General features: G+C 63.2%; 10 protein-coding genes. 2 read left to right on the top strand and 8 right to left on the bottom strand.

Features of this window, described 5'->3' with window-relative positions; genetic code table 11:
- On the top strand, positions 1–1,859 hold a 1,859-nt coding region (locus LH128_RS07845), incomplete at its 5' end, for a glycoside hydrolase family 15 protein (protein ID WP_008829078.1).
- A 327-nt stretch (positions 1,860–2,186) separates the two neighbouring features.
- Positions 2,187–4,325: a TonB-dependent siderophore receptor gene (locus tag LH128_RS07840; RefSeq protein WP_008829077.1), complete on the top strand. Its 2,139-nt coding sequence runs from the start codon at positions 2,187–2,189 to the stop codon at positions 4,323–4,325.
- Positions 4,326–4,584: 259 nt separating this feature from the next.
- Here LH128_RS07840 and LH128_RS07835 read toward each other — a convergent pair whose 3' ends face one another.
- The 8 genes from LH128_RS07835 to LH128_RS35005 all read right to left on the bottom strand — a co-directional run.
- Complete coding sequence (locus tag LH128_RS07835; protein WP_008829076.1) at positions 4,585–6,510, bottom strand: PAS domain-containing hybrid sensor histidine kinase/response regulator; 1,926 nt, start codon at positions 6,508–6,510, stop codon at positions 4,585–4,587.
- A gap of 2 nt (positions 6,511–6,512) precedes the next feature.
- Positions 6,513–7,154, bottom strand: coding sequence for a chemotaxis protein CheX (locus LH128_RS07830; RefSeq protein WP_037518441.1), 642 nt, complete (start codon positions 7,152–7,154; stop codon positions 6,513–6,515).
- Positions 7,151–7,534: a response regulator gene (locus LH128_RS07825; protein ID WP_008829074.1), complete on the bottom strand. Its 384-nt coding sequence runs from the start codon at positions 7,532–7,534 to the stop codon at positions 7,151–7,153. The genes LH128_RS07830 and LH128_RS07825 overlap by 4 nt, the downstream gene beginning before the upstream one ends.
- Before the next feature lie 48 nt (positions 7,535–7,582).
- On the bottom strand, positions 7,583–7,846 hold the full coding sequence (locus LH128_RS07820) for a hypothetical protein (protein ID WP_008829073.1): 264 nt from the start codon (positions 7,844–7,846) through the stop codon (positions 7,583–7,585).
- Entirely contained in the window at positions 7,843–9,771 is a 1,929-nt protein-coding gene (locus tag LH128_RS07815; protein ID WP_008829072.1) for a chemotaxis protein CheA, read from the bottom strand. Before LH128_RS07815 ends, LH128_RS07820 begins: the two co-directional genes overlap by 4 nt.
- On the bottom strand, positions 9,771–10,622 hold the full coding sequence (locus tag LH128_RS07810; protein ID WP_008829071.1) for a CheR family methyltransferase: 852 nt from the start codon (positions 10,620–10,622) through the stop codon (positions 9,771–9,773). The genes LH128_RS07815 and LH128_RS07810 overlap by 1 nt, the downstream gene beginning before the upstream one ends.
- The gene (gene cheB / locus LH128_RS07805) at positions 10,619–11,722 is read right to left on the bottom strand and encodes a chemotaxis-specific protein-glutamate methyltransferase CheB (protein WP_008829070.1); all 1,104 of its coding nucleotides are present in this window, start codon (positions 11,720–11,722) and stop codon (positions 10,619–10,621) included. Before cheB ends, LH128_RS07810 begins: the two co-directional genes overlap by 4 nt.
- Positions 11,719–12,182: ABC transporter transmembrane domain-containing protein (locus LH128_RS35005; RefSeq protein ID WP_008829069.1), on the bottom strand; the 464-nt coding region annotated here is incomplete at its 5' end. The genes cheB and LH128_RS35005, both read right to left, overlap by 4 nt.

The raw sequence follows: 12,182 nt of genomic DNA, 5'->3' as shown, positions 1-12,182 counted from the left end.
TGTCGGCTGCCCTCGTCGGTATCGACGGGTCCATAGACTGGCTTTGCCTGCCACGCTTTGACGCGCCGGCCTGCTTTGCTGCCCTGCTCGGCACGTCAGAGAACGGACGGTGGAAGATTGCTCCGGCTGATACCGCAACCAGGGCAACCCGGCGCTATCTCTCGGATACCGGCATCATCGAGACCCGCTTCGAGACCGCGACCGGGGTGGTGACCCTGACAGACTTCATGCCGATCAGTGAAATGGAGAACCAGGTCGATGTGATCCGCATCGTAACGGGCATCTCGGGTGCGGTGGAGATGGACATGGAGTTCATCCTGCGCTTCGAGAACGGACAGGCAATCCCGTGGGTGACACGCAAGGACTATGGCATCAGCGCCGTTGCCGGGCCCAATGCGCTCGAGTTGCATACCAGCCTTGCGCTCGAGAACCGCGACATGCGCACGGCAGCCCGCTTTACCGTAGCGGAAGGCGAGAGCGTTCCGCTTACCCTGTCCTATCACCCCTCGAACAAGATGCCGCATTTCATCACGGATCGTCACGAGGCGCTCGAGCGGACCGCAACGTGGTGGCGGGAGTGGGTGAAGAGCGGCAGTATCAATGACATGCCCGACGACTGGTGTGATCCGGTAGTCCGCTCGCTCATCACCCTGAAGATGCTCACTTACAAGGCCACAGGCGGCATCGTGGCGGCACCAACCACGTCCCTGCCAGAAGCCATCGGGGGCGCGCGCAACTGGGACTATCGGTATTGCTGGCTGCGCGATTCAGCGCTGACGCTCTACGCATTGCTCAATGCCGGATATCGCGAGGAAGCCGAGGCTTGGCGACAGTGGCTGCTGCGCGCAGTGGCAGGCGCGCCGGAGCAGCTTCAGATCATGTATGGTCTTGGCGGGGAGCGCTGGCTGCCCGAGTTCGAGATTCCCTGGCTGCAGGGCTTCGAAGGCAGCAAGCCCGTGAGGGTGGGCAATGGCGCGGCTGACCAGATGCAGCTCGATGTCTATGGTGAGTTAATCGACACCCTTCATACCGCTCGCGATGCCGAATTGCAGCCGCAGGACGAAGCGTGGCGGTTGCAGAAGGTGCTGCTTGATCACGTCGAGGAAGTCTGGGAGACGCCCGATCGCGGGATTTGGGAAGTGCGCGGCCCGGCGCGGGCCTTCACGCATTCGCGGATGATGTGCTGGGTGGCATTCGATCGCGCGATCGAAACCGCCGAAAGGTTCGAGCTTGAAGGGCCGGTCGAACGCTGGCGCGAAGTGCGGCAGATGATCCATGACCAAATCTGCGATCAGGGCTTCGACACCGAACTGAACAGCTTCGTCCAGTATTATGGCGGGAAGACCCTGGACGCGAGTCTGCTGCTCATGGCGCAATTCGGCTTCCTTCCCCCCAGCGACCCGCGCGTGCAGGGCACGATTGCGGCGGTGGAGCGCGAACTGCTGCAGGGCGGCTTCGTCCAGCGCTATTCCACCGCCAGCGCCGATGATGGCGTGGGCGGCAGGGAAGGCGCATTTCTTGCCTGCAGCTTCTGGCTCGTCGACGCCTATGTGCTTTCGGGCAGGTTGGAAGATGCCCGCGATCTGTTCGAGCGGTTGATCGGGCTCGCGAACGATCTGGGTCTGCTTGCAGAAGAATACGATGCGCAGGACAATCGCCTACTCGGCAACTTCCCGCAGGCGTTCTCGCACATTGGTCTCGTGAACTCCGCTCACAACCTCGTAATGGACAAGGGGCCTGCGGCTCAGCGCGCCGATAGGTGCGCTCCACGATCTCAGAGGAAACCCTCGACCAATGGGTGTCGTAAGCCGGTGTCCGCGCTGATGCGGCCTGATCCTAGGCGATCCCCGAATTTCTGACCATAAAGATCGGCAGGAAAGCCAAGGGCATGCCGAAGTCGTCCGCAAGCCGACATGCGAGCGGTCGTGCCGGAACGACTTGAGCCGTTTGCCCCTGCCGGGAAAGCGGAACGTCCGCAGCTGTGAACCGAAAATATGGCGCTGGGCGTCCGGGAAAGGTCGTTTCAATATTCTTCCAATTGCTCGCGCAGGATCAACCCATCGCCAGACACCCTTCAATGTTGCCTAAATGGCACAACTTCTCGCGACTGATCGTCCTTATATTGCCAATAAGTCGCAATAGCGGTAGCCACGCGATTGTTGATACTCAGTCGCAAAAGGGTGTTTATGTTTTCCGTTCGTTCGATCGCGCTGTGCACTGCTGCAGTATTCGCCATGACGACGGCGGTTGCCGCCCATGCAGAGGAACCGGCGGCCGAAAATGCGGGCGCGGCTTCAAACGGTGACGAGATCATCGTTACTGGCGGCATTTCGGGTACCAAAACCGAAACGCCGCTGATTCAAGTGCCTCAGCCGCTCACCGTCATCACCTCGGAGCAGTATCTCTCGCAAGGCGCGATCAGCATCAGCGATACCGTGAAGTATGCCGCCGGTGTGCTCGCGAATGCCTATGGCCGCGATACCCGCGTCGATGGCTTCCGCGTGCGCGGCATCAATGCCCTGCAGTTTCGCGACGGCATGCGCGACGTCTTCTCGTACTACGCGAGCATCACCTCGGACCCCTACAACTTCGAGCGTGTCGAGATCGTGCGCGGCCCGGCTTCGGTGCTGTTCGGCCAGGGTTCGATCGGCGGTATCGTCAACCTTGTTTCCAAGACGCCGGAATTCCGCACAGGCGGCGAATTCAATGTCGTCTACGGCAGCTACGACCGTAAGGAAGCCATGGGCGACATCAATGTCGCGCTGGCCGACAATCTTGCGATCCGAGCCGTGGCGCGCGTGCGCGACGCCAACACTTACGTCGATCACGTACCCGACGACCGCGTGATGTTCGCGCCTTCGATCCGCTGGCAGCCCACGCCCGACACCAACGTCGTGGTGACCGGGCTCTATCAGGAGGACGACACCGGCTCGACCTCGCAGTTCCTGCCGATCGTCGGCACGTTCCTGCCCAATGCTGCCAACCCGAGCGGCAAGCTCGATCCCTACACCTTCGTCGGCAACGCAGGCTGGGACCGCTACGCTGGTCGCTCCCTGCAGGGCGGGGCCGCGATCACTCACAATTTCTCGGACAGCGTCCGCGTCAGTCTCAAGGCCCGCTACATCGACAGTGACCTCGAATATAACACCCACTACGCCGACAGCTATTCCAACCCGACCGATCCGTTCCTGCCCTATGCCCAGTACGGCACGTATGGCCGCACCATCGGCCTTTATGCCGATGCCAGCGACGCGCGGATGAACGTCTTCTCGACGGACAACAACGTCCAGTTCAAGTTCAACACCAGTGCCAATATCGAGCACACCATGCTCGTCGGCATCGACTATAGCTGGAACAAGGTGGGCAAGCGCTATGCGGCGACGCCCGGCATCACCTACGACGCAAACGGCACCCCCGATTTCGACGCTATCGAAAAGATCGACATCTACGACATCAATTACGATGCGCTTCAGACTTACGATCCCACCGGCCCGTTCACCAATGAATCGCAAAAGCAGCTTGGCATTTACGTACAGGACCAGATCCGCGCATTCGACCGCGTCTCTGTCGTCGTCGGCGCCCGCCGCGACCGCGTGACCGGCTCCTCGGGCCAGAAGGACAATGCCACCACGTTCCGTGCGGGCATCGTCGGCGAACTGGGCGCCGGCTTCTCGCCTTTCTTCAGCTACACCGAGAGCTTCCTGCCGCAGGCCGGTACCATCATGCTGCCCGGCGGCATCCCCGGCGATCCCTACAAGCCGCTGACCGGCACGCAGTACGAAGCGGGCGTCAAGTGGCAGCCCGAGCCGCACACCCTGGTCACCGTCACCGCCTTCAAGATCAAGGAGCAGAACCGCGTGCTCTATCTGGCGGAGAACGCGACCACCCAATCGGGCGTGCTGAACACCAAGGGCATCGAAGTCGAGGCGAGCCACACGCTGCCGGGCAACTTCCAGCTGCTGCTCAACTATGGCTACAACAAGCTGAAGTCGGAAACCGACACCAATCTAGACTACATGCCGCGGCATGTCGCCTCGGCATGGACGACGAAGACCTTCGGCATCCCGGGCGACGCGCAGCTACGCCTTGGTGCGGGCGTCACCTATAATGGCAAGAGCCGCTCGACCAGCGCGATCTGGTCCATCGTCACACCCTCGCGCACGAACGTCGATGCTCTTGCAGAAGTCTCGTGGGAGAACTGGCGCTTCTCGGTCAACGCGACGAACCTGCTCAACGAGATCCAGTACGCATCCTGCCTGGCGCGCGGCGACTGCTTCGTGGCGGCTCCGCGCAACATCATGGGCTCGATCGGCTACCGTTTCTGATCCGACACCTACTCCTATCGCCATCGTGCGCCACTGCAGCGCACGATGGCGTAGTCTCGCCACTCTCTTCCTTCGTCCCGATCGCGCGGCCGGCCTGCTGGAGGCTTCGCCAGCCCGAGAGTCGGCATTTTGCTGGCGCCGGTTTGGATAGAGGCATTGGTTTGGAAGGCGAACTTCTTGTTGCCAAACAGAGTAGCTGACCGTCCGTACCTGAGAACGAGATGCGGGCGCTTCAACGACCGATAAGGGGCGCCGGGAGCTATCCAGCCATGGCCGCAGAAATGGCCTGATCAAGCATAGTCTGTCCAAACGGTTTGCCCAATCGAACGATCCGCTGCTGGGAGCCTGCTGGTACGTCACCATATCCGCTGGCAAGGATGATAGGGATGTCCGCCCGTATCTCCGTGACATGGTCGGCCAATTGGGTTCCCGTCATCTGTGGCATCGCCTGATCTGTGATGACCAGGTCGATGTCCGGATACTGCCGGACAAGGGCAAGAGCCTCCGCGCCGGAATTCGCTTCCAGAACCTCATGCCCCAAATCCTCCAGCAAGGCGGAGGTATTCATGAGGATCAGGAAATCATCGTCCACGACCAGGATCTTCAGCTTTCCGGCGAAGGATGCCCTGCTTTCGCGCTGGGGTGCCGCCGGCGCGGCGTCCGGTTCGGCAGCAGGCAGCCACAAGGTTGCGCTGGTGCCGCGCCCGACAATGCTATCCAGTGTAAATCCGCCCTCCAGTTGCTTGGCTAGCCCATGGATCATGGAAAGGCCGAGGCCAGTGCCCTTGCCGATGCCTTTCGTCGTGAAAAAGGGCTCGGTTGCGCGGGCCAGCGTCGCTTCATCCATGCCGCTGCCGGTATCGATGACCGACAGGCCTATATAGGTGCCCGCCAAGAGGCCGTCAGACGGAATGTCCTTCGCTTCACGGCACTGGGCAACCACCTTGATGGTGCCGCCCTCCGGCATGGCGTCGCGGGCATTGACGGTCAGGTTCAGCAAGGCCAGCTCCAGCTGGTTGCTGTCTGCCAGAACGGCCGGAAGATGGTCCGGGAATTGCAGGTCGAGGGACCATGCCGGGCCCAGGGTGCGCTCGATCAGTTCGCGCACGTCATTGACCAGCACCGGCACGTCGATACGCTCCGATGCCAGGTCCTGACGACGGGCGAATGCCAGCATGCGCTGCGTCAGGGCGGCCCCGCGCTCCGCACCCTGCTGGGCATTCTCGATCAGCTTCTGCGTATGGGGATCGGCCGGAATGCGTTTCTGAAGGAGCGTGAGGCTGCTGGTGATCGCCATCAGGAGGTTGTTGAAGTCGTGCGCGATGCCGCCGGTGAGTTGGCCGACAGCCTCCATCTTCTGCGCCTGTCGCAGCGCGTCCTCCGCCTGCTGGCGGTTGGCGACTTCCTGCTCGACCCGGCTTTCCAGCGTATCGTTCAATTCGCGCAGCTTGGCCTCGTTCTCTTTGGCCGCCGTGACATCATAGATGACGCCGATCAGGCGATAGCCGGCGCCTTCGCGCACAATCTCGCCGCGCCGTGCTATCCAGCGCATCGCACCATCGTCGTTTCGCCGAATGCAGAACTCCGCGTCGAGGCCATCGGGAATGGCGCCCTCGCGGTGGCTGGGGATGAGGAGGGCATTCTCCCCCTGCAACACACCGTTGATCGTCTGTACGGGCAGGACGGGGGCAGGGTGGAGGCCCAGCAACCGGCAGAATTCATCGGAAACCGCAGTCGTGGCATAGCCGTCGACATATTCGAAAGTGCCGACGCCGCCTGCGCTCTGGGCGACACGAAGGCGCTCCTCTGTCCTCTTGCGTTCGGTAACGTCGACCAGGATGCCGGTGAACCGCACCGGCTGATCATTCTCGTCGAGATGGCCTTGCCCCCGCGCGTGCATCCACAAGGGGACGCCGACGGGATCGACGACGCGAAACTCCTTGGAGAAGAGTTCCGCGCCCGACAGGATGCCCGCCACGGCGATGCGGATACGGGCGCGGTCCTCCGGATGGATGGCGGTGAAAAAGGCGCTGGTCGGTAGGTCGTTCGCCGTCTGCGGATCAAGGCCGAAGAGTTCCGCGAAGTGCGCATCGACCGACAATCGTTCGGCCGCAATGTCCCAATCCCAGGTTCCACTGGCGCCCGCCGCCGCGAGGATGGAGCCGATCTGTTCTGGCTTGATCACGGTCAGATGCCGTCCTCTCCCACCACGCGCTCTATAAACTCGCCCAGTAATTCCTTCAACATGGCCAGCGACGGCAGGTCCATGATCATCGCGATATAGCCCCGAATGTCCCGGCTGCGCACCGCGAAATCGATATAAAGAAAGAGGACGAGCCCGTCCGTCTTGCCGTCCTCGCTCACCTCGAACAGGCTGGCCCCGGTTCCGCGCAGAACTTCCGGAATGGTCATGGTAAGCGAGCGACGAAGCATGTTCGCCATCGTCGCTAGGCAGCTGTTTAGTATGACATTGCCGGTTTCAGCCAGCGCCTCCTGCTCCATGTCGAGCACATCCTGCGCGGACAATTCGCCGCCGGTCACCGCCCGCACCAGCTCCAGACTGTTCGTCTCGGGAAAGATCAGCAGCGCACGGCCGGAAAACGGGCCGGAAAAATCCTGACGCACGGCAACCAGATCGGTCACTTCACGTTCGCTGATGAGCCGTGCGGCTCGCTTCTGGCTCACCACTTCGATGGACGGCACCGACAGGAATACCTGGTCGCCGATCATCTTGCGCAGGCTGGATGCCGCGCGGCTGACGCCGATGTTCACGATTTCGGTCAGTGCGTCGCGTTCAAGCTCGGCGAGCACAATGCTTTCAGGAATCACGCGCGCTGCGATCTGAGACGGAGTGCGGCCCCCGAGAGGAAGGGTTCCAGAGCATCGGGCGTCACGGGTTTGGCGACGAAAGCGGCGCCGATTTCCCGCGCGCGCGCTATGATCTCGTCCTGGATATTGGCAGTGATGATGGCGATAGGCATATCGGGTCGCAGAACGTGCAACTCGGCGGCAAGTTCAAGCCCGTCCTTCTCCGGCATGTTGAAATCAATCAGCGCGACGTCGGCGGGCTGTTCCGCGATGAGCTCCAGCGCCTGACCGGCGTTGCCGGCCTCGATCTTCCGCCAGTCCGGCTGCAGTTCCGCGAGGGCCTTTCCCGCGACGATTCTCGCCAGCTTGCTGTCATCGACAATCAGAACGGTAACGGACATCAGGCACTCCGGAAACAGGGAATATCGCGGCATTCTCGGCCATGGTTGCTAAGGCGTTTTGGTCGCTCTGTCGCTATCCGAAATCATTGGCTCAAAAATATTTCGCGCGAGAAAGCCTGACTCCGGTACGCCCCGAATGACAGGACGAAGCGCGAGCAGGACCTGCGCGACGGCCATGTGCAGCTTGTGAACGGCAGTGATGTCCACCACGGCCTCCGGCGCATCCTGCAAGGCAGCGAGCAGCGTTTCCGCATCCTCGACGCCGCAACGCCCCTCCAGACGGATGGTGTCGTCGGTTTTGCGCACGGTCATGCGGCCAGGTCCGGCAGGTCGAGGACGAGAAGGACGCTGCCATCGCCCATGAGGGCGGAGCCGATGACCCCTCGGGCAGAGGACAGCATGCCTGTCGGGGGGCGCACGATCGTATCGATGCGTTCGGCGAAATCATCGACCCGCAGCGCGATTGGCTCGCCGCGGCTCTGCGTCACCACCAGCTTGGCGTGAGGCCCTTCCGCGCGGCGGGCATCGAGCAGGGTCGCGAGGTCGAGCACGGGCACGGTCCGGTCACGCAGGACGCAGGCGATGCCCCGGCCGACCGGGAACAGCACGGACCGATCGATGCGAACCGTCTCGACCACCTGATCGAGGGCCACACCATAGCGCTCGCCGCCGACCTCCACGACCAGCAGTTGCGTCGTGAGCGCATTGGCAGGCAGGCGTATGCTGAAAATGGTGCCCTGGCCGGCGGTGCTGTCGATCTCGATGGAGCCTCGCAACCTGTCGATGGCCGCCTGCACGGCATCCATGCCGACGCCTCGTCCGGATACTTCCGTGACAGCGCCAGCAGTCGAAAAACCGGGAGCGAAGATGAGGCGTAGCGCGGCTGCATCGGTCAGAACCTCGGCTGCGTCCTGTCGCAGGAGGTCGCGTGCAACGGCGACCTGCCGAATATGCTTGGGATCAATGCCTGCCCCATCGTCGCTCAGCGTGGCAACCACCGCGTCTCCCTCGCGAGCGAAGCTCAGGGCGATCCTGCCCTCCTGCGGTTTTCCCGCCGCACGGCGAACCTCGACGGCTTCTATGCCATGATCGATGGCATTGCGGACCATGTGGAGCAGAGGTTCGAAGAGGCCGTCGGCAATCTGCTTGTCGACCTCGATCTTTTCCCCGGCAATGGTAAGCGTCACGCTCTTGCCCAGGCTTTGCGCGATCTCGCGTGTGAGCCGTGGCAGGCGCTGGAGCGCAGGTTCAAGGGGAACCAGCCGCACGGCGGTCAGATTGCGATGGAGGGAACCCATCGCCCGCTCGATGGTCGCCTGGACGGCGCGGATGCGTGCCGCAAGGGCATGATCGACGCCCTGCGCGTCCTCGGCCAGCGGGGCGAGTGCGTTGATTGCCACGGCAAGGTCGGCCAGCCCGTCAGCCATCGCATCCACCCGTGCGGATTCGACTCGCAGCACGCTCGTATCGACGCGAGATGTACGGGCGATTTTGCCCCGGTCCCCGGACATCAGCTCCGCAAATTGCACCTGATCGGGTTGCAGTCGGAAGGCGGCGCGAACCCTGTCCGGAGAGGCCGAACTGAGGCCCTCCAGGACGCCGAAGCAGGAGAAAGGCTCGATGGCCGTGGCACTAGGCCATGCTCCGTCGCGGGGGAGCATGGTGAGCGTGAGCAGGTTCGGCACGGCTTCCGCCACCGCCAGCGGGTCTTCGCCGCGAAAGAAGCAATCGGCATCCGGCGCGTAGCAAAACGCGACGACGGGCCCCGCCGCACCCGCGATGATCGCTGCCTCCCTCTCCGACAGGCGAGCGAGCCAGTTCTGGTTGTCCACCACCGGGTCAGGGGAAGGGGGCTCGGCAGCGCGCGACGTGAGACGGGCAATTGCCTGTTCACTCTTTGCCGGGGCATCCTCGCTCAACCGGCCGTCCCGCTCCATGTCGTCGATCCAGCGGTCAACCTCATCAAGGCTGGCGACAAGCGCGTCGGTCTCTGCCGCTTCGAGAGCGCAGGTGCCCTTGCGGACCCGCTCCAGAAGATCCTCGGCAGCATGCAGCAGCCGTTCGGCAGGGCCGAGGTCGAACACCACCACGGACCCCTTGAGCGTATGGATCGCCCGAAAAGCGCTGTCGATGGCGGCGACGTCGGTGGGATCGCGCGACAGGGCGGCAAAATCCTTGCCCGCCTGCGCGACGAGTTCGCGCCCCTCGATCAGAAATTGTTCAAGCAGTTCGTCCATTACGGCTTACGATAGACGATTGCGTCCGGAAGACGAGAGAGGGTGAAGCGATCGGAGATGCGCCCCATGGACTCGCTATGGCCGAGGCAGATGGTCCCGCCGGGGTTGAGGGCATCGAAGAGGTTGTTCGCTGCAATCAACCGAGAGCTGTCGTCAAAATAGATCAGCAGGTTGCGGCACAGGATCACATCGAACAGGCCCAGCCCGCTCAGGCTGCTCGCGTCGATGATGTTGGCGGCGACAAAGCGCACCGATTCCCGCAAATCCTGAATGATGCGGCGGCGATGCCCATGTTCCGGCTCGAAATAGCTTTCACGTACGGTGTCGGGCAGGCGGGCGAGCGCCCGTTCCGCGAAATGCCCGTCCTGTGCTTTGGCAATGGCACCCGTATCTATGTCGGACCCGACGATCTCGACATTATAGGCATCCACCAGCGGCCAGTTTTCCAGCAGCCAGAGCGCGATCGAATAAGCCTCCTCGCCCGTCGAGCAGGGCATGGACCAGATGCGGACAAGATCGCCCGGACGCTTGGTCCGGACCAGTTCGGGGAGGATGTCGCGGGAGAGGGCCGCAAGTTGATGCTCCTCGCGATAGAAATAGGTCTCGTTGATGGTGAAGGCGTTGATCAGCGCCTCACGCTCGGCCAGATGCACGCCGATAAAGCCCAGATAGGCTTTGGCTGTGGTGATATTGGTGCGCTTCATCCGCTCCGTGATACGCCGCTCGATATAATAGCGCTTGTTCTCGCCAAAGATCATGCCCGTCCAGCGGTAAAGCAGCGTGCAGACCGCCGCCAGCTCCTCCGGTGACAGGGCGATCGGTGCGTTGGCGGCGGAGGGTGCATCGCTCACGCTGGAAGAAGAGCCGTGAGCGCGTCGGCAATGCGGCCGAGTGGTCGGACAATGCCCGCGCCGTCCGCCTGCACCAACGCGCCGGGCATGCCCCACACCACCGCGCTGCTCTCCGCCTCGGCGATGGTGAGGCCGCCTGCCTGCTTCAATCGTGTCATTGCCGCTGCTCCGTCCGTGCCCATGCCGGTCATCAACACACCGACCAGCCTGTCGGGCGCAACCAGACGCATCGCACTGTCGACGAGCCGGTCGACGCTGGGGTGCCAGAAATAGTCGCTGCTGCTGGGAGCAGGGAGCGCGACGAGATGGCCATTGCGGCGCGAGAGGATGAGATCGGCATCGCCCTTGCCGATATAGGCATGGCCGGGGAGCAGCGGCGTGGTCCCTGTGATCTCCCGAACGGTCAGCGCACACATCCGGTCGAGGCGGCGCGCGAGCGGCCCGGTAAAGCTGGCGGGCATGTGCTGCGCGATCAGGATCGGCCAGGGAAAATCCTCCGACAGTTCGCCGAGCACGGCATCGAGCGCAGGCGGCCCACCCGTCGAGCAGCCGACGAGCACAAGGCCCGTTTCACCATCCACGCGGGACAAGCGCGGCAGGGGCGCGGCGCCATCCGGTATCGAGCGGACGGGGCGCGGCTTGCGCCCGGCGAGCCCGCCGCGGGCGCGCGCGCGAACGCGTTCCTGAAGGCGGGTGGTGCGGGAAATGCGGGCTTTCGATGCAGCGCGCACCTTGTCGACCAGATCGTCGGCGATGGCGTCGATTTCGAGCGATACGGCTCCTTTGGGCTTGGCGATGAAATCGACCGCGCCCAGCGCCATCGCCTCGAGCGTTTCCTCGGCGCCGTCTGCGGTCAGTGACGAGACCATGACGATGGGGCAGGGGCGTATCACCATGATCCGGTCGAGGCAGACCAGCCCGTCCATCCCCGGCATGTTGACGTCGAGCGTGATGACGTCCGGCGCGACGTCGGCCAGCATCTCCAGCGCCTCCGCACCGCTTCGCGCAACGGCCACTTCGAAGTCGCCCGCCGACGTGAAGATTTCGGTCAGCAGGCGCCGCATCAGCGCCGAATCGTCAATGATGAGCAAGCGGGTCACGGCGCTTTGGTCACGCCCTTCTTGCTCAGTCTGGTCAGCAAATCCTGTGCGGCCCGGTCCAGCAACTCGCGCGGATTGACAATCAGGACGAGGTCGTCCCGGCCGCCGAGCGTCGCGACACGTTCGAAAACGCGTGTCCCCTCCGCACCCAGATCCGGGGCTTCGTGAAGCGCGCTTTCAGGCACCTGGGCGATTTCGGACACGGCATCGACGATGAAGCCGGCAGTCAGCGCGCCGATGTCTGCCACGCGGTCCTGGCTGGATCGCGAGACGGCGCGCAGCTTGCGACCGAAAGCGGCGATCGGCAGGATCACCACCGGAATGGCGATGACCAGCCACGCCGTCAGCCCCGGCTCCAGCGCGAAGAGATAGATCACCCCGCCCAGCGCCATGATCGCGTTACGCAGCGCGACCGAGACGGTGGTGCCCACGATCTGCTCGATGATCGCGGTGTCGGCGG

The sequence above is a fragment of the Sphingomonas sp. LH128 genome (genome assembly GCF_000293195.2).
GTDB classification, from domain to species: domain Bacteria; phylum Pseudomonadota; class Alphaproteobacteria; order Sphingomonadales; family Sphingomonadaceae; genus Novosphingobium; species Novosphingobium resinovorum_A.
Note: the sequence above shows the minus strand (reverse complement) of the source record. Positions and strands in the feature narration are given on the sequence as shown.

Coding starts and splice junctions, on each gene's coding strand:
- LH128_RS07840 (WP_008829077.1), top strand. CDS start 2,187: ATGTTTTCCGTTCGTTCGATCGCGCTGTGCACTGCTGCAGTATTCGCC.
- LH128_RS07825 (WP_008829074.1), bottom strand. CDS start 7,534: ATGTCCGTTACCGTTCTGATTGTCGATGACAGCAAGCTGGCGAGAATC.
- LH128_RS07820 (WP_008829073.1), bottom strand. CDS start 7,846: ATGACCGTGCGCAAAACCGACGACACCATCCGTCTGGAGGGGCGTTGC.
- LH128_RS07815 (WP_008829072.1), bottom strand. CDS start 9,771: ATGGACGAACTGCTTGAACAATTTCTGATCGAGGGGCGCGAACTCGTC.